Genomic DNA, 15,941 nt, shown 5'->3' with positions numbered 1-15,941 from the left:
TTCTTACTCTCTCATTGCATGCGGCGAACGGTCTTCGCATTCAGCGCGTTGATCCGGTCCTGCCAGAAGGCGCTTGCGGTGCCGAACACGTTGTAGCCGACATGGGTCGATACCTTGATGCGATCGAGGATCGAAAGCTCGGTCACGGTTTCAAGGCGATTGGAGCTGGGATCGTAGACGATCAGCTTGAGCGGGGTCTCTTCAAGGATGTAGCGCGACACGGTGTGCTTGCGATCGCTGCCATGCTCCTCGCAGAGCAGCACGCTGTCGCCCTGCATCAGCCGGACGCCGCCCTTCATCGCCTCGATCTCGACGCCCTCGACGTCGAGCTTGATCAGATATTTTCCGTTCAGCTCGATCTTGCCGTCGTCGAGCAGATTGTCGAGCGCGATCACCGGCACTTCCTCGCCGTCGGCCTGGTCGCCGGCGATGCTGAACGCCTCATGCTTGGTGCCGGAGAGTTTTGCCGTGCCCCTGCCCGCGCCGATCGCGCATTTCATCGTCTCGAAGCGGGTGCCGTTGATCGCAGCGTTATTCGCAAGCTTCGGAAAATTCTGTCCCGACGGCTCGATCGCGATCGCCTTTTGCGAACCGAACGGCTTGCTCGAGACCAGCACCGACCAGTAGCCGTAATTGGCGCCGCAATCGATCAGCGTGTAGTCGACGTCGGCGGAATCCTTGAACAGGAGCTCGAGCTCGTCCTCGTAATGGTAGGATCGGTTGAGCAGCTTGCTCCAATAGCCGTCGCCATAGGGAAACTCGAACACCGCGTCCTCATTGAGCCGGATGGCGATGTTGCGCTCGGGCAGCGTCTTGCGCAGCAGGTTAGCGCAGGCGATGTAGCCCATGTGGGAAAAGTGCGAGGAGATCTTCGAACCGGTCGACAGCGCCAGCGCAGCCGTCCGCTCCCACAGGTTGGCTCCTTCGAGAGCCCCTGAGGCGCGGTCAAACTGGATGGGCGGCTGCACCATCACCGATCGACCTCTCCGAACACGATGTCGAGCGAGCCGAGGATCGCCGAGACGTCGGCGAGCAGATGGCCCGTGCAGATGTGGTCCATCGCCTGCAGATGGGCAAAGCCCGGCGCGCGGATCTTGCACTTGTAGGGCTTGTTGGTGCCATCGGCGACGAGATAGACGCCGAACTCGCCCTTGGGCGCTTCCACCGCGGCGTAGACTTCGCCGGCCGGTACGTGCACGCCCTCGGTGTAGAGCTTGAAGTGATGGATCAGCGCTTCCATCGAGCGCTTCATCTCGCCGCGCCGCGGCGGCGCGATCTTGTTGTCTTCGACGACGACCGGCCCCTGCCCGTCGGGCGATTTCAGTTTCTGGATGCACTGCTTCATGATGCGCACCGACTGGCGCATCTCTTCCATGCGGATCAGGTAGCGGTCGTAGCAGTCGCCGTTCTTGCCGATCGGAATGTCGAAATCCATCTCGGCGTAGCATTCGTAGGGCTGCGCCTTGCGCAGGTCCCAGGCCGCGCCCGAGCCGCGCACCATCACGCCAGAGAAGCCCCACTCCCAGGCTTCCTTCAGCGACACCACGCCGATGTCGACGTTGCGCTGCTTGAAGATGCGGTTGCCGGTGAGCAGCGTATCGAGGTCGTCCACCACTTTGAGGAACGGGTCGCACCACGCATCGATATCGTCGATCAGCTTCGGCGGCAGGTCCTGGTGCACGCCGCCGACGCGGAAGAAGGCGGCATGCATGCGCGAGCCGGAGGCGCGCTCGTAGAACATCATCAGCTTTTCGCGCTCCTCAAACCCCCACAGCGGCGGGGTGAGCGCGCCGACGTCCATCGCCTGCGTGGTGACGTTGAGCAGATGCGACAGGATACGGCCGATCTCGCAATAGAGCACGCGGATCAGTTGCCCGCGCCGCGGCACCGTGATGCCGAGCAGCTTTTCCGCCGCGAGGCAGAAGGCATGCTCCTGGTTCATCGGCGCGACGTAATCGAGCCGGTCGAAATACGGGATCGCCTGCAGGTAGGTCTTGTGCTCGATCAGCTTCTCGGTGCCGCGATGCAAGAGCCCGATATGCGGATCGACGCGCGCGACTACTTCGCCATCAAGTTCGAGCACGAGGCGCAACACGCCGTGCGCGGCCGGATGCTGCGGTCCAAAGTTAATGGTGAAGTTGCGCAGATTCTGCGGTTGTTCATTCATGGTCAGGCCTTCGGCTCCGCCTTAGCCTTCTCATCTCCGGGCAGCGGATAATCCGCACCTTCCCAAGGCGAGAGGAAATCGAACTTGCGGAATTCCTGGTTGAGGCGCACCGGCTCGTACACCACCCGCTTCTCCTCGTCGTCGTAGCGAACCTCGACGAAGCCGGTGAGCGGAAAGTCCTTGCGCAGCGGATGGCCGTCGAAGCCGTAATCGGTCAGGAGCCGGCGCATGTCGGGATGGCCGGTGAAGATCACGCCATAGAGATCGTAGGTCTCGCGCTCGAACCAGTCGGCGCCGGGAAAGACCTCGATGATCGACGGCACCTGCGTGTTCTCGTCGGCCTCCGCGCGCAGGCGGATGCGTGTGTTCAGCGTCGGTGACAGGAAGTGATAAACAACGTCGAACCGCTTGTCCCGCTCGGGGTAGTCAACCGCGGTCACGTCGGTGAAGTTGACGAAGCGCAGGGCCGGATCGTCGCGCAGGTGCTTGACGACGTCGACGATCTTCTCCGCGTCCACATCAACCGTGAGCTGATTGAACGCAACCGAATGCGCCTTCGCCGCGCCGGGAAGCGCGCTAACGATCGTCTGCCCCAAGGCGTCGAGCTTGGCGTCGTCCATGACGTAATACCTTAGCGTTCGATAGTGCCGATGCGGCGAATCTTCTTCTGCAGCAGCAAGACGCCGTAGAGCAGCGCTTCCGCCGTCGGCGGGCAGCCCGGCACGTAGATGTCGATCGGCACGATGCGGTCGCAGCCGCGCACCACCGAATAGGAATAGTGGTAGTAGCCGCCGCCATTGGCGCAGGAGCCCATCGAGATCACGTAGCGCGGCTCCGGCATCTGGTCGTAGACCTTGCGCAGCGCCGGCGCCATCTTGTTGGTCAGCGTGCCCGCGACGATCATCACGTCCGACTGCCGCGGCGAAGCACGCGGGGCGAATCCGAAGCGCTCGACGTCGTAGCGCGGCATCGAGACCTGCATCATCTCGACCGCACAGCAGGCCAGGCCGAACGTCATCCACATCAGCGAGCCGGTACGGGCCCAGGTGATCAGGTCGTCGGCGGCCGCGACGAAGAAACCCTTGTCGGAGAGCTCGTGGTTGATTTCGCGGAAATACGGATCATTGGCGCCGACCGGCTTGCCGGTGGCGGGATCAAGGATGCCCCTCGGCGCCGGCGCGATTGCCGGCCGGGACGTTGCGGCAGTAGGGCTCAATCCCATTCGAGCGCGCCTTTCTTCCATTCATAGGCAAAGCCGACCGTCAGCACGGCCAGAAACACCATCATCGACCAGAACCCGGTCGCGCCCAGCTTTCCGAACGCCACCGCCCAGGGGAAAAGAAACGCCACTTCGAGGTCGAAGATGATGAAGAGGATCGCCACCAGATAGAAGCGGACATCGAACTTCATGCGGGCGTCGTCAAAAGCGTTGAATCCGCATTCATAAGCGGAGAGCTTTTCCGGATCGGGCTGCTGGAATGCGAGCAGGAATGGCGCGATCAGGAGCGCCAGGCCGATCACGGCTGCGACCCCGATAAACACCACAAGTGGAAGATAATTCTGCAGGATGCCGTTCATCGGCGGTGCCTTCTTGCTGCGGTTTCGGACAGCCGCAGATTCGTGTCATTGGAATTATTCTTGAGCCTTAGCGCAGCGCAACAGAGGGCGCAAGACAAGCTATTTTAAAGCTCCGTCGGGCTAGGCCGCCTCCGATCAACCGGTGTTAAGCGCGCGTTCTCGCCCAAGATGAAGAACGCGTGACCTCGAAGGTTCGTGCCCCAGATTTGAGCTCCCGATCGCCAAAATCCACAGTGGCCAATAATCGCCCGGCCATCTCTGCGCACCTCTCGTTTAGTTGAACCGCGGCGGTCCTATCGGGCCGACACGGCATGTTGGCCCGCCACCCCCTGTAGCGGCGTTATCCCCAAGGAATCCTCCGTCGCTTGTGACTTTTTTCCTTTAGCCCCGGCGTCCTGCAGCCACGCACGAAACCAATCCCGCCGAGCAATGAAACCATTTTGGGGAACCCGCGAAACCATTCTGAAACAGACCAAGGGTACCTCTTTGCCCAACAGGCGGCGGCAAAGCTCGCCCGGAGGCGCAAGATGAACCACTCAATTCACTCGGCGGATCGCTCGACCCACCTGAAAATCGTGGTGGTCGCGCTGGTGGCGGGCATTGCGGTCGCAGCCTTGGGTATCGCCGCGCGCAACAATTCGGAATTCACCCAGACCGCCCAGACCCAGGTGGTGAAGGCTGGCAAGCCGGTGGCGATTACCAGTTCAGGCACCTCGACGGTCCGCTGACCCGCGCATTTGCTGATAAGGCACGTAAGGCCGCCTCCGGGCGGCTTTGTTGTTTGGTGGGCTTGCGAAGCTGACGCCCTGCCCGATTTGGAACAGCCTGTACCAATCCGGCGCATAGGCTGACGAAATCGCCCCCCACGTTTCGCCGCCGCCGACCGGGATTCGGATGCACGATGGCTCATGCCGAGGGTGGAAAATCCAAGAAAACCCCGCCTCCGCTACCGCCGTTAACCGCGTTACCCGGGTTTCGGCGCCCATGACGGCCTTCGTCAGCCACTGCGGCACGATCGCTGCCCTTCCAAGGCATCTTCTGTCGCATCCGCCCCGATGCGGCACAGAGGCAGCCTGGAGGATTGCATGTCCGTCACCCACTACGCGCCGCCGTCGGCGGGTCTCGCCGACTACATCGCCATCGCCCGGCCCGATCACTGGATCAAGCACGTGCTGATCGTGCCAGGCGTCGCCTTCGCGATGATCATGGCAGGGACCGGACCGGTCGACTACGCGACGCTCGGAGAGCGCCTGCTCGCCTGCCTGTTCGTCGCCATGGCGCTGTCATCCGCCAACTACACCATCAACGAATGGCTCGATGCCCCCTTCGACGCCATGCACCCGACCAAGCGGGCGCGTCCGGCGGTACAGACCGCGATGTCGCCCAGCATCGTCTTTGCCCAGTACATCCTCTTGACTGGCGTGGGCCTGCTCGTCGCCAACCAGCTTGGCCGCAGCTTTGCCCTCACCGCGGCCGTATTCGCCGCTTTCGGCGTCATCTACAACGTGCGCCCAATCCGCGCCAAGGATCGCGCCTTCCTCGACGTCATCGTCGAGTCCCTCAACAATCCCCTGCGCTTCCTGTTCGGCTGGTTCGCGGTGGTCCCGCATATCGCCCCACCGATCTCGATCCTGCTTGCCTACTGGTTCGGCGGCGCCTTCCTGATGGCCGCCAAGCGCGTCTCCGAGCATCGCGCCATCGTCGAGGCCGGCGGCACCGCCAACCTCGCCGCCTATCGCCCCTCCTTCGCCGTCTATACGCATTCGAGCCTGGTGACGAGCTGCCTCGTCTACGCCCAGGGCTTCGCGTTCATGATGGCGATCTTCCTGATCAAGTACCGGATCGAATACATCGTCGCGATCCCGTTCCTGATCGCGCTGTTCGCCGCCTATATGCGGCTCGCGCTGACCCCGGATTCCGCGGCCGCGCGGCCCGAGGAGCTGATGCGGCAGCCGTCCATGCTGATTGCCGCCGCCGTCACCATGGCGCTGTTCGGCATCCTGACCTTCGTCGACCTGCCACTGCTCAACAGCCTGACCAGTTCGGACCTCATCCGCCTCAGCACGGGCCGCTGACCATGTCGATGACGGCTTCCCTGAGCGCCCCACGAAACTACGCCGGCGTCGCAGTCGCGACGCTGGCTTTTGCCGCGCTGGCGCTTCTGCTCGATGGCCCGGTCTGGCTGGTCAAGCTGGTGCCGACCCAGGACGGCCCGGTGCATCTGGCACAGGCCGACCTGATCGCCCGCTTCGGCTGGGGTGGCGTCCTGCAGGAGCCTGCCGCCTCCTTCTACCAGTGGAATTCGCGCATCGAACCGAACTCCGCAATCTATCTGTTGCTCGCCGGCCTGATCCGGCTGACCGGGAATCCGCTGCTCGCCAACACGCTGTTCTTGAGCCTGTACGGGCTGATCTGGATTGCGGCCGCCTTTGTGGTGTCCCGCACGGAAACCGAACGGCCGCTGCTGCCGATGCTGCTGCTGTTGCCGGTCGCCTTCGGCGTCTTCATCCATTGGGGCTTCTACAATTTCGCTCTTGGCGTGCCGCTGTTCCTCTTGTTCGCAAGCTTCTGGAGCAAGGTGCGCGGGCGCGGTGACATCTTCACCTTCCTCGCCACCGCACTGTTCCTGGCGGCCCTCTACCTGACCCACATCACCTCCGTGGTCGCCGCCTGCCTGCTGCTTGCGGCTGACGGTATCGCCCGTGCGCTCCGCACGCTGGAGCACGCCGGCCCGCGCGCCGCCGGCCGACGATTGCTCATCGATGGCGCCTGGGCCGCTGCCGCGGCCATGCCGGTGCTGGTCCTGATCGCAGGCTTCCTGCTGACCTATCAGAACATTCCCGGCGATGTGCCGGGCGGCGAAGGCGGCATCACGCAGATCCTGCGCCGGATCGTTGCCGCCACCCACCTCTTCACCTTCACCTCTTGGGAGGTGGTAGCGCTGGCGCCGCTTCTGGTGGCGGTGCTGGTGGCCGGCGCCACGGCGCTGCGCAGCTTGCGGTCGGGCAACCTGACCTGGCCCGTCTTCTTCGTCCTTGTCGTGCTGCTGTCGCTCCTCAACCTGAAGACCGGCTCGGCGCTGCTGTCGGAACGGCTCGCTCCCTATAGCTGGATCGCGGTCGTGCTCTTGATCGCGAGTCGCCAGCCGCACGAAGCGCTGGTGCGCATCCTATGCTTGGCCGCGATCGCCGGCCTGGTCGGCCAGACCGCGATCCGCACGGTGGCCTACAAGAGCTGGGCGCCGGTTTTGGAAAGCGAGCTTGAGATCGGCCGCGAGAATCCCGGCAAGACCTTCGTCAACGCCGACTTGATCGCCCAGCGCGACAGCTCCCTGTTCGCCTGGCGCATTCGCCCCACTCTGCATGCGGCCCAGACCGCGGCGCTGGCTGCCCGCGGCGCGGGCCTCTCCTCCACGCTGCCCTCGACCCGCTATTTCGGCTATTTTCCGCTGCAATATGTGCCGTCGCACGATTTCCTTCGCGCGACTGCCGACTGGGAAAGCGAGCGCGATGCCGCTGAGCTGGCAAAATTCCAGAGCGCCAATCGCGGCGCGCCGCAGGTGCTGATCGTGTCGTCCTCCGACCAGAGCGGATCAGCCGTCGCAAGCAATCTCGGCTATCGCGACTGCAAGGCGAACCGAAGCGGCGGACGCGAGATCGTGGCTTGCACGATTCCAAACCAGTTGAGTGCGATGCGTGACTGACCTTACCCTAGACATGGCCCCAACGCCGCTGAAGCGGCCGGATGCAGCCGACGCCGCCGCGGATACGCTGCTCGGCCTCCCGATATCGATGCCGCTGGTGCTGGACCTCGACGGCACGCTCATCAAGGGCGATCTGCTCTACAAGAGCTTCTTCTCGATCCTGCGCCGCAATCCGCTGATCGTGCTCGCCTGCGCCAGATGGCTTTTGCGAGGACGCGCCGCGCTCAAGCGCCAGCTTGCGCTGCGCAACCGCATCGACTGGGATCGGCTCGAATTCCATCAGGAGGTTGTCGCGCTGGCGCACCGGGAGCAGGCGGCCGGCCGCATGATCGTGCTTGCTACCGCCGCCGACGCCGTGCTCGCCGCCCAACTCGCATTCCGCCTGCCCGTCTTCGATCGGGTGTTCGCCTCCGACGGCAAGGGAAACCTGAAGGGACCGGCCAAGGCCGCGCTGCTCCGCGAGCTATTTCCGGAAGGCTTCATCTACGCCGGCGACAGCAAATCCGACGTCGCAGTCTGGGCCCACGCCAGCGGCATCATCCTCGTCAACACGCGACGATCGGTCCGTGACGCCGCGCTGGCGCTGGGACGGCCAACGCTGGATTTATCCACCCGGCCAGACAGCCAGCGTTAACAAGCGCTAACGCAATCGTTCGATTGCAATTGACGTTGCGATCCCAAGCTTAAATTTCGGCGCGTATAGAGAAGGCCAGCAGGACCCTCGCCGCCGATGAATCTGCATCAGGAAACATACTCCTCCGGCTTCAAGATCGTCTGCACCGATTGCGGCAGCCTATCGATCAAGCTGGAGAGACCGGCCGCCGCATCCGGTGACACGGTCATCGAGTGCCGCTGCTGCAACGCCGTCCGCGGCACATTGGCCGATCTCAGGAATCTGGCCCGCCGCGGCCGCGACCTCTACGAATTCTAGCCTGGGCCTAGAATCGAGCGACCTCCGCCGTCAGGCGGCGTTCAAGCGAGCGCCGACGCCCGGTGCCGGAATGGTCCTGATCGGACCGTCTCCGAATACCCAGGCTTGCTCTTCAATATCGAGCGCACTGCTTCGCAGCTTTGCGGCGTATCCCAGAAACAGGAACAATGCGAGGTCCCTGCTGATCCTGCCATGCGCCATGCTCAGCATGAGCGTGAACACCAGGCTGCACAGCACGAAGCGGGCTTCGCGATTGATCCTCGCCAGCGAGAACATCCGCGTTCCCATCGCGTGATAGAGCAACAGGATGAGGAAGATACCCGCCGGCCAGCCGAATTCGATGATGGCCTGCAGGATCGAGTTGTGAACCTGGAAGCCTTTCAGGCACGACCGCTGGGGGAAACCGTCCAGTCCCAGTCCCGTCAGCCCCGCTTCCGGCAGCAACGCGAAGGCGTCCTTGTAGAGCTGCTGCCGGATGATGATCGAATTGTCCGGGTCGATCGAAGGACAGGAAGCTTGCGAAGGCGGAGGCGCTGGCACTGGCGGAGCCGCCTCGGTAGCAACGCGGCCTGATGCGGCGGGGGCTGGCAGTGCACTTGCCGGCGGCGAAACCGGCGGCGCCGGCGATTCATCGTTACCCGGCTCCGCAACCTGAAAACCCAACGCCGCTTCGGCGAGCTTGGCGAATCTGAGCGTTGTTGATGACCTGACGACTGCGCCAAGCGCAACCGAAGCGATCGTGACGCACACGATCACAGCAATGAATTTGCGCTGGCCGGCCTTGGCAACCAACATCGCTGCGAGCAGCGCCACCACGATCACGATGAAGGAGTAGCGTACCATCGACGCCGCGAAGATGGCCAGGGGCACGGCCGCGAGGATCGAAATCCATGCAGTCCGTCGCCAATTGAGTTCTGTGCAGGCCAGCGCCAGAAGCAGCAAGCCAAGCGCTGTCGTGAATTGCGCCGGCGCAGCGTCGTACTCGTCAAAGACCAGCGGCTTACCATGGTGGTCGTTCCATTGACCAAGCAGCGCCACCAGGGTGACGACGGCTCCGACCGCCACGATCGCGCCTGTGACGACCACGAAGGCTTGAGGAACTTGCCCACAACGGGAGCTCACCCTGACCGCGGGATAGGCCGCGAGCGACAACCCCAGAAGGGCGGCCTCTTTCGGCGCAGCGACGCCGTTGACTGCGAACGAGAGCGCGATGCCGCAACAAAACAGCACGAACAGCACGTCGCAAATGTCGGGCCTGAATTCACGCCATCTCGCCAGAAGAAGGAGCGCAGCAATTGGCGCGGCCATCAGCAGACCGGTGATTGTCGAGCCGGTCCCGGCGAAACCGTGCGCGAGCACCGCAATCGGCCCCGCGGACAGCAGTATGGCGAACAATACCGATTGCAAAGCCCGGCCCTCGTGAAACTGATAGTGTCGAAGCTCAATCAGAAGAGTTCTCAGAACAGTTCTATATCGACTCCATGACAGGTCTCGCAATTCCAAAGGTAGCGGCACGCGCCGGTCGCTACTCGAAGTAAATTCGCTCTATGCTTGTGGCAATACGATGGCACCTCCAAGCGCCTCTGATCGGAACAGCTTCCGGCCTGCCATCTGATGGAACCCGGCGAGTCGCCTCGAGGCAGGAAACGCGGAGCCTTCCGTGCAGCACCGCTGATTCCCCATCAACACACTGCAAAGCCCTGCAGGACCCAGGGAATCTCAACGTCCTTGACTTCAAAAGACCGCCCCTTTAAGTCCCCCACGTCTCGCGGAATTGCGCATCACGCGGGAGTAGCTCAGTTGGTTAGAGCGCCGGCCTGTCACGCCGGAGGTCGCGGGTTCGAGCCCCGTCTCTCGCGCCATTTTGGCGATGTGTTTCAAACAGTTAGCTCCGCGCTCGACTTTCGATCCGTCCCCTTCGCCAAACTTCCCGCCGGCAACTCGGCGGCTTCAGTTGTTGCGAACGGACCAATTCGCACAGCCGTTTCGTAGCTGCGACGTTTGGCGGTTTTGCGGTTTCGATGCGGGAAGTGGCCGATTTTCGGGCGAAACGGCGTAGTCAGTCAGGGTCCGAATCGAATAAGGCCTGAAATGTCAGGGTTTCCTGGACCCTCGCCATCGAGACCCCCAAGGGCTCCAGATCTCCCGTCGACGCGTTTTCCCCAACGATTCAGCATCCGCTTCGTTCGAAAACGCTTCTTTAAGCCGTTCATCACGAGGAGGGCCACACATGGCGAAGAAAGCAGCGACCCCGGCGACCATCACCCTGAAGCATCTGGCGGCGGCGATCGCCGAAGACCAGGAACTCTCCAAGAAGCAGGCCGAAAGCATCCTGACCGACGTCGTGACGCGAATCACCAAGCACCTGAAGAAGGGCGAGCGCATTCGCATCGTCGGCCTCGGCATCCTGCAGGTGCGCAAGCGCGCCGCCCGGATGGGCCGCAATCCCGCCACCGGCGAGCAGATCCACATCAAGGCCAGCAAGAAGGTCGCCTTCCGCCCCTCGAAGGAACTCAAGGAAGCCATCTGATCGGCCAAGTGATCGGCCAAGCCCTTCGTTCAGTCAGCGCCATTCCGGCTCATCGACGCGGCCCCCGGAGTGGCGCTTTTCTGTTATAGAGCCAGCCCAATCCCTCTCTCGTCCCCCTCTTGGACTTGCGGTCACCATGCTAGCTCCAACGCTTGATTTCAAACACACCGTCACCGAGCGCTTCCTGCGCTACGTCGTGATCGATACCCAGTCCGATCCGGAATCGCCAACCTGCCCTTCCACCGAGAAGCAGAAGGATCTCGGCCGCCTCCTCGTCTCGGAATTGCAGGCGATGGGGCTCGGCGACGCCCATCTGGACCAGCATGGCTACGTCTACGCGACCATCCCGGCCACATCAGACAAGAAGGTGCCGGTGATCTGCTTCTGCTCGCACATGGACACCTCGCCGGACTGCACCGGCAGGAATGTGCGGCCGCAGATCGTGAAAAACTATCGCGGCGGCGACATCGTGCTGCCGGCCGACCGCGCGCAGGTGATTCGGGCCGCCGAGCATCCTGCGCTTTCCGACCAGATCGGCAATGACATCATCACCACCGACGGCACCACGCTGCTGGGAGCGGACAACAAGGCCGGCGTCGCCGAGATCATGGATGCCGCCCATTTCCTCGTTAACAATCCCCAAGTGAAGCACGGCACCATCAAGATCCTGTTCACGCCCGATGAGGAGATCGGCCGCGGCGTCGACAAGGTCGACCTGAAGAAGCTCGGCGCAGATTTCGCCTATACGATCGACGGCGAAACCGCCGGCCATATCGAGGACGAGACCTTTTCCGCCGACGGCGCCAGCATCACGATCGAAGGCGTCTCCACCCATCCCGGCTTCGCCAAGGGCAAGATGGAGCACGCGATCAAGATCGCCGCAGGGATCGTCGAGCGGCTGCCGAAGACCACCTGCTCGCCGGAAACCACCGAAGGCAAGGAAGGCTTTCTGCATCCGATCGCGATCTCGGGCGCGCTGGAGCAGGCCAGGCTCGACTTCATCGTGCGCGATTTCACGGAAGCCGGGCTGAAGGAGAAGGAGGCGCTGCTGGAGGCCATCGTCAAGGACGTGATGAAGGCCTATCCGCGCTCGACCTACCGCATGGAGGTGAAGCAGCAGTACCGCAACATGAAGCAAGTGATCGACCGTCACCCCGAGATCGTCGACTACGCGGGCGAAGCCATCCGCCGCGCCGGCCTGACCCCGGTGAAGACCTCGATCCGCGGCGGCACCGACGGCTCGCGCCTCTCGTTCATGGGCCTGCCCTGCCCCAACATCTTCGCCGGCGAGCACGCCTTCCACTCGCGCCTGGAATGGGTGAGCCGGCAGGACATGGAAAAGGCGGTGCAGACCATCGTGCATCTCGCGATGATCTGGGAAGAGCGGGCGTAGCAGTTACGTACGCAAGCTTTCTCCCCCGTCATTGCGAGCGCCAGCGAAGCAATCCATCCTTCCACATGCGCGGAAGCATGGATTGCTTCGTCGCTGTCGCTCCTCGCAATGACGGTAAGGGCGCAATGACGGTGGGCTGCTACGAAGCCTTCGCCGTCACGATCCAGATCGAGGCAGGCAGCATCACCGAATTGCCTTTGACGAACGGCGCGAGCGCCTCGCGGATCGCACCGGCGGCAGCGGCGCGGAGTTCAGGTGGCTGATCCTGCAGCGCCCGGCTGACCGGCCCGATCTCGAGCGCGCCTTGTACGGCGCCATCGAGGCCGCCGCCGATCGCGGCATCGAGCGAGAGCGGGCACGGCTCCATCTCCACATTCGTAAAGCCGGCCGCGCCGAGGATGCGTCGCACACGTTCTTCCGAGGCGAACGCGAACGGCCCGGGATCCTCGGGCCCCTGCTGCGGCAATTTCGGCACGTGTTTGTAGGCGGCCTGCAACGGCGCCATGAAGAATGGATTCTCGCGCGGCTCGCGCCAGCAGATGAACGCAAGCCGCCCTGACGATCGCAGCGCCTTCCTCATATTCGCAAACGACACCGCGGGATCGGCAAAGAACATCACGCCGAATCGCGACGCCAACAGGTCGAAGCTTGCGGGAGCGAACGGGTACACCGTTGCATCCGCGAGCGCGTACTGCAGCGACAATCCCGGCGTCACGCGTTGCCGCGCCCGCTCGAGCATCGGGCCTGATACGTCGATGCCGAGCACGTGGCCGGACGGCCCGACCTTCCCTGCAAACGCGACGGTGGTCGCGCCGCTGCCGCAGCCGATGTCGATGACGCGCTCGCTTGTCTTCGGCCTGGCGCGATCGATCAGGATGTCGAGGACCGGAGCCAGCAGGACGTCCTGCGCCGCCTGCCGGTCGGCCCAGCGCTGGCCACCCGGCCCGTTCCAGTAGGCGATCTGGTCGGCGTTTTGCTCGTGGCCAAGGGCGGCGTCCATCAGCAGGTCTCTTTCGTCGCAGCATGCAGCATCGGCATCACCTGATAGGTGAAGCCGGCATCGGCCTTCATGACGGGATCGTTGGCGAGAATGGTCTGCGGCTCGGCATCGTCAGGCAATTGTAGCACGCCTACCCCCCAGACGCCGGCCGGATCAGCCACCGGGCCAAACACAATCGCGTTGCCAGCCCGCAGCAGTTCCCCGCAATAGGCCGTGTGAGCCTGCATGATCTCGGCCTCGCTAAGTGTCATGTCCTGCGGAAAGGTCGGACGCGGCGGAACAAGCTTGCAGACGAAATATCTCATTGCGGCGCGTGCTTCGCGGCGCTGCCGGTCTTGGGTTTCTTCTGCGTCGTGTTGGTGGCCGAAGGGGCCGCGTTGTCACTGCGCACGGCGCCCCAGGGATCGCTGGGCCCCGCCTTGTCGGGAATGTTGCGCAGCGATCTCTTGTAGGCGCGCTCGGCGTTGCGCTCTTCCTCCTTCTGCGACGGACTCTTGTCCTTGTCGACGTCGCCATATTGCGGCACGGCATTCTGCGCGAACGCCGATCCGGCCATCAGCGCGATCATCACGGCGGCAACAAAGACTCGCATGGGCAACTCCCCGGGGTTTTCACGCAATGATATCACCCGGTTGGTCGCATCGCCAATCCTCCGGCGAGCGCAGCGCCGCGCATTGAGGCCGCATTGCTTTCACTGAATGGCCACATGAAAAGCAGATGCCAACCAGATTTCACGGATAGTAGCTGTTTGGTCTTCAACCTGGAAAGGCATGACCATGCGCATCTTTACGGCATCCGCCATCATTGCAGCTCTCTGCCTCGGAACACCGGCTTTGGTGCTGGCGCAGGGAACTCCCTCGCAACGTGGGGCGGAGTCGCCGCCCGCTCAGTCTCAGCCCGGCACCGTGATACGGACCATACAGGTTGTCGACGTCAAGGAACTGCAGCCGGCTGTGCGCTCGAAAGTCGATGAGATCATCTCGCAGACGAGCGATGAGGACATGCAGTCACTTCGGAAGACCATCGACGCGACGCCGCAGGCGGTATCCGCGCTCAAGGCCAAGGGCGTGACGTCGTCGCAAGTCGTTGCCATCAACATCGCCGACGGTGTCCTGACGATGTTCACGAAGACGGCGTGAGATCGGCGGAGCTTGCGTCGCTCGTTGAGCGGCGCCTTGCTCGAAGATTCACTTGCTAACCAAACCAGTCCGCCTTTGCTCTGCGAGCTTCGGCGCGACAGTCTTCGCCCTACGTACTCCGGCTCGCCGAGCCGAAGCCCGCAGGGCGAAGGCTGGTCCATACGCGCCTCTTTGCGCTCCGCAACCTTCTCTGATTTGCGTATAAGGTTTTCCCTCTCGCGTTGCGCTCGCTCAGCCTGCCTCTTCTCTTGGATCTTTTTGTCTAATTCCTGCATCGCACGATCGAAGCGCATTCGCGCGAGCTCAATCGGGACTGATGCGCTATTCTTGCCCATCTGATGAAATGCAGCCGTTGCGGCTCCGTGCTGGCGACATTATGGGTAATGTGCCAGCGAGGATCATCATGAGCTTGAGAGAAGGCGCCGCGGCCATCGTGATCGATACAGATGGTCGCTTTCTCATGCAATTGCGCGACGACAAGCCCGGTATCGTTGATCCCGGCAAGGTCAGCCTTTTTGGTGGCCGACGCGAAGGCAATGAGACTTTCAGGGACTGTATCGCCCGTGAGATCCACGAAGAACTGGGCTGCCGTCTGCCGGCAGAGAGCTTCCAGCATCTCGCTCGCTGCGTTGGTTCAAACCACCCGATTACCGGTGGCAACTTTCACGCCGAGATATTTATCGTCCGATCGATTTGTTCTGAAGAGCTGACGATTACCGAGGGCCAGCTAAAGACGTTCACACTCGCCGAGCTTTGTCAGATCAGGGAATCCCTCGCGCCGCTTGCCCAATTTGCCGTCGACGCCTTCTTGTCGGAGGCCAAATCGACCAACATGACTGTTCCGGAGCTACCTGGCCCCTGAAATCCCAGCGCGGGCAGCGGGGCTGTGGTGGGCGGCGAGAGATTCGAACTCCCGACCCTCTCGGTGTAAACGAGATGCTCTAACCAGCTGAGCTAGCCGCCCTCGCCCGCTTCTTTACCCTCGCCCTGCCCCGAGGCGCAAGGTGGGGTCCATCATTCAGTCGGAAGTCCCGGCAACGCCTTGAGATCGTTGATCCAGGGCGCGGCCGAACGGCACCAGATTTGGCGCCGCGGCTGCAATTGGTCGCGCTGGCGGATGCTGCCCCAGCGGATACCCCAATCCTCGGGGCCCCCGTCCTCGCCGCTCGTGAACAGCGGGGAACCGCATTCGGGGCAGAAATGCTGGAAGCGGATCCGGCCATTGTCGCCGGGCTTGCCATAGATTTTCGGCGATTTGCCCGTGAGGCGTATTGCGTCGCCGGCGCAGATCACGGTGACGCGGTAGGGCGAGCCGGTCAGCGTCTGGCAATCCGTGCAGTGGCAGATCGAGACCCGCTCCGGGTCGATATCAGCCTCAAACGTCACGAAGCCGCAGTGACATTGTCCGTCGATCTTCATGGCGCCCTCCTCTCCGCCTGCTCCCTATCCTGCGGCATCTTCGAGCGAAACTCCCATAAACAAAAACGGCGCCCGAAGGCG

Annotated in this window: 19 protein-coding genes and 2 tRNA genes; 10 read left to right on the top strand and 11 right to left on the bottom strand. The window is 62.9% G+C overall.

All coding sequences use genetic code 11. The features are described from left to right. Positions 1-11: 11 nt before the first annotated feature. Genes OZ411_RS16760 through OZ411_RS16740 form a run of 5 tightly spaced genes read right to left on the bottom strand, consistent with a single transcriptional unit; the run spans position 12 to position 3,745 of the window. The gene (locus OZ411_RS16760) at positions 12-971 is read right to left on the bottom strand and encodes an FkbM family methyltransferase (protein WP_165420952.1); all 960 of its coding nucleotides are present in this window, start codon (positions 969-971) and stop codon (positions 12-14) included. Continuing rightward, positions 971-2,167 carry an NADH-quinone oxidoreductase subunit D gene (locus tag OZ411_RS16755; protein WP_130576955.1) on the bottom strand — a complete coding sequence of 399 codons (1,197 nt, stop codon included), beginning with the start codon at positions 2,165-2,167 and terminating at the stop codon, positions 971-973. Before OZ411_RS16755 ends, OZ411_RS16760 begins: the two co-directional genes overlap by 1 nt. Positions 2,168-2,169: 2 nt before the next feature. Then, positions 2,170-2,787: an NADH-quinone oxidoreductase subunit C gene (locus OZ411_RS16750; protein WP_282528850.1), complete on the bottom strand. Its 618-nt coding sequence runs from the start codon at positions 2,785-2,787 to the stop codon at positions 2,170-2,172. Between the two features lie 11 nt (positions 2,788-2,798). Next, positions 2,799-3,383, bottom strand: coding sequence for an NADH-quinone oxidoreductase subunit B (locus OZ411_RS16745; RefSeq protein ID WP_282528892.1), 585 nt, complete (start codon positions 3,381-3,383; stop codon positions 2,799-2,801). Continuing rightward, positions 3,380-3,745 (bottom strand): NADH-quinone oxidoreductase subunit A, encoded by a 366-nt coding sequence (locus tag OZ411_RS16740; protein WP_027580654.1) that lies wholly within the window; start codon positions 3,743-3,745, stop codon positions 3,380-3,382. The genes OZ411_RS16745 and OZ411_RS16740 overlap by 4 nt, the downstream gene beginning before the upstream one ends. A 527-nt stretch (positions 3,746-4,272) precedes the next feature. Here OZ411_RS16740 and OZ411_RS16735 point away from each other — a divergent pair. The 5 genes from OZ411_RS16735 (at position 4,273) to OZ411_RS16715 (ending at position 8,379) form a co-directional block, all read left to right on the top strand. Continuing rightward, a complete protein-coding gene (locus OZ411_RS16735; RefSeq protein ID WP_130576959.1) occupies positions 4,273-4,473 on the top strand; it encodes a hypothetical protein in 201 nt (66 codons plus the stop codon). 357 nt (positions 4,474-4,830) lie between these two features. Then, the gene (locus OZ411_RS16730) at positions 4,831-5,820 is read left to right on the top strand and encodes a UbiA family prenyltransferase (protein ID WP_282528849.1); all 990 of its coding nucleotides are present in this window, start codon (positions 4,831-4,833) and stop codon (positions 5,818-5,820) included. Between the two features lie 8 nt (positions 5,821-5,828). After that, complete coding sequence (locus OZ411_RS16725) at positions 5,829-7,448, top strand: hypothetical protein (RefSeq protein ID WP_282528848.1); 1,620 nt, start codon at positions 5,829-5,831, stop codon at positions 7,446-7,448. Further along, positions 7,441-8,082 (top strand): haloacid dehalogenase-like hydrolase, encoded by a 642-nt coding sequence (locus OZ411_RS16720; RefSeq protein WP_282528847.1) that lies wholly within the window; start codon positions 7,441-7,443, stop codon positions 8,080-8,082. Before OZ411_RS16725 ends, OZ411_RS16720 begins: the two co-directional genes overlap by 8 nt. Before the next feature lie 96 nt (positions 8,083-8,178). Then, complete coding sequence (locus tag OZ411_RS16715) at positions 8,179-8,379, top strand: hypothetical protein (protein ID WP_130576962.1); 201 nt, start codon at positions 8,179-8,181, stop codon at positions 8,377-8,379. 30 nt (positions 8,380-8,409) lie between these two features. Here the strand turns inward: OZ411_RS16715 and OZ411_RS16710 are convergent, their stop codons facing one another. Then, a complete protein-coding gene (locus OZ411_RS16710; protein ID WP_282528846.1) occupies positions 8,410-9,786 on the bottom strand; it encodes an O-antigen ligase family protein in 1,377 nt (458 codons plus the stop codon). Between the two features lie 378 nt (positions 9,787-10,164). Here OZ411_RS16710 and OZ411_RS16705 point away from each other — a divergent pair. From OZ411_RS16705 to pepT, 3 genes are all read left to right on the top strand, one after another. After that, positions 10,165-10,241, top strand: a tRNA-Asp gene (locus OZ411_RS16705). A gap of 368 nt (positions 10,242-10,609) precedes the next feature. Beyond that, a complete protein-coding gene (locus OZ411_RS16700; protein WP_282528845.1) occupies positions 10,610-10,909 on the top strand; it encodes an HU family DNA-binding protein in 300 nt (99 codons plus the stop codon). A gap of 136 nt (positions 10,910-11,045) precedes the next feature. Then, positions 11,046-12,302 carry a peptidase T gene (gene pepT / locus OZ411_RS16695; RefSeq protein WP_282528844.1) on the top strand — a complete coding sequence of 419 codons (1,257 nt, stop codon included), beginning with the start codon at positions 11,046-11,048 and terminating at the stop codon, positions 12,300-12,302. Between the two features lie 139 nt (positions 12,303-12,441). Here pepT and OZ411_RS16690 read toward each other — a convergent pair whose 3' ends face one another. Genes OZ411_RS16690 through OZ411_RS16680 form a run of 3 tightly spaced genes read right to left on the bottom strand, consistent with a single transcriptional unit; the run spans position 12,442 to position 13,894 of the window. After that, on the bottom strand, positions 12,442-13,302 hold the full coding sequence (locus tag OZ411_RS16690) for a methyltransferase domain-containing protein (RefSeq protein ID WP_282528843.1): 861 nt from the start codon (positions 13,300-13,302) through the stop codon (positions 12,442-12,444). Next, a complete protein-coding gene (locus OZ411_RS16685) occupies positions 13,302-13,607 on the bottom strand; it encodes a YciI family protein (protein ID WP_282528842.1) in 306 nt (101 codons plus the stop codon). The genes OZ411_RS16690 and OZ411_RS16685 overlap by 1 nt, the downstream gene beginning before the upstream one ends. Beyond that, a complete protein-coding gene (locus tag OZ411_RS16680) occupies positions 13,604-13,894 on the bottom strand; it encodes a hypothetical protein (RefSeq protein WP_282528841.1) in 291 nt (96 codons plus the stop codon). The genes OZ411_RS16685 and OZ411_RS16680 overlap by 4 nt, the downstream gene beginning before the upstream one ends. Before the next feature lie 184 nt (positions 13,895-14,078). Between OZ411_RS16680 and OZ411_RS16675 the strand changes: the two genes are divergently transcribed. Both OZ411_RS16675 and OZ411_RS16670 read left to right on the top strand, forming a co-directional pair. Further along, positions 14,079-14,441, top strand: a complete 363-nt coding sequence (locus OZ411_RS16675) for a hypothetical protein (protein WP_349017019.1) — start codon at positions 14,079-14,081, stop codon at positions 14,439-14,441. A gap of 403 nt (positions 14,442-14,844) precedes the next feature. Beyond that, complete coding sequence (locus OZ411_RS16670) at positions 14,845-15,303, top strand: NUDIX domain-containing protein (RefSeq protein ID WP_282528839.1); 459 nt, start codon at positions 14,845-14,847, stop codon at positions 15,301-15,303. 25 nt (positions 15,304-15,328) lie between these two features. Here the strand turns inward: OZ411_RS16670 and OZ411_RS16665 are convergent. Both OZ411_RS16665 and OZ411_RS16660 read right to left on the bottom strand, forming a co-directional pair. After that, positions 15,329-15,405: transfer RNA gene (locus OZ411_RS16665), tRNA-Val, on the bottom strand. Between the two features lie 50 nt (positions 15,406-15,455). Continuing rightward, positions 15,456-15,860, bottom strand: coding sequence for a GFA family protein (locus tag OZ411_RS16660; protein ID WP_282528838.1), 405 nt, complete (start codon positions 15,858-15,860; stop codon positions 15,456-15,458). Between the last annotated feature and the right edge of the window lie 81 nt (positions 15,861-15,941).

This window comes from Bradyrhizobium sp. Arg237L (assembly GCF_029990105.1).
Classification (GTDB): Bacteria; Pseudomonadota; Alphaproteobacteria; order Rhizobiales; family Xanthobacteraceae; genus Bradyrhizobium.
Note: the sequence above shows the minus strand (reverse complement) of the source record. Positions and strands in the feature narration are given on the sequence as shown.

Bases quoted from the DNA above. Each gene is read 5' to 3' on its own strand.
- OZ411_RS16760 (WP_165420952.1), bottom strand. From the start codon at position 971: ATGGTGCAGCCGCCCATCCAGTTTGACCGCGCCTCAGGGGCTCTCGAA.
- OZ411_RS16755 (WP_130576955.1), bottom strand. From the start codon at position 2,167: ATGAATGAACAACCGCAGAATCTGCGCAACTTCACCATTAACTTTGGA.
- OZ411_RS16750 (WP_282528850.1), bottom strand. From the start codon at position 2,787: ATGGACGACGCCAAGCTCGACGCCTTGGGGCAGACGATCGTTAGCGCG.
- OZ411_RS16740 (WP_027580654.1), bottom strand. From the start codon at position 3,745: ATGAACGGCATCCTGCAGAATTATCTTCCACTTGTGGTGTTTATCGGG.
- OZ411_RS16735 (WP_130576959.1), top strand. From the start codon at position 4,273: ATGAACCACTCAATTCACTCGGCGGATCGCTCGACCCACCTGAAAATC.
- OZ411_RS16730 (WP_282528849.1), top strand. From the start codon at position 4,831: ATGTCCGTCACCCACTACGCGCCGCCGTCGGCGGGTCTCGCCGACTAC.
- OZ411_RS16725 (WP_282528848.1), top strand. From the start codon at position 5,829: ATGACGGCTTCCCTGAGCGCCCCACGAAACTACGCCGGCGTCGCAGTC.
- OZ411_RS16715 (WP_130576962.1), top strand. From the start codon at position 8,179: ATGAATCTGCATCAGGAAACATACTCCTCCGGCTTCAAGATCGTCTGC.
- OZ411_RS16700 (WP_282528845.1), top strand. From the start codon at position 10,610: ATGGCGAAGAAAGCAGCGACCCCGGCGACCATCACCCTGAAGCATCTG.
- pepT (WP_282528844.1), top strand. From the start codon at position 11,046: ATGCTAGCTCCAACGCTTGATTTCAAACACACCGTCACCGAGCGCTTC.
- OZ411_RS16690 (WP_282528843.1), bottom strand. From the start codon at position 13,302: ATGGACGCCGCCCTTGGCCACGAGCAAAACGCCGACCAGATCGCCTAC.
- OZ411_RS16685 (WP_282528842.1), bottom strand. From the start codon at position 13,607: ATGAGATATTTCGTCTGCAAGCTTGTTCCGCCGCGTCCGACCTTTCCG.
- OZ411_RS16680 (WP_282528841.1), bottom strand. From the start codon at position 13,894: ATGCGAGTCTTTGTTGCCGCCGTGATGATCGCGCTGATGGCCGGATCG.
- OZ411_RS16675 (WP_349017019.1), top strand. From the start codon at position 14,079: ATGCGCATCTTTACGGCATCCGCCATCATTGCAGCTCTCTGCCTCGGA.
- OZ411_RS16670 (WP_282528839.1), top strand. From the start codon at position 14,845: ATGAGCTTGAGAGAAGGCGCCGCGGCCATCGTGATCGATACAGATGGT.
- OZ411_RS16660 (WP_282528838.1), bottom strand. From the start codon at position 15,860: ATGAAGATCGACGGACAATGTCACTGCGGCTTCGTGACGTTTGAGGCT.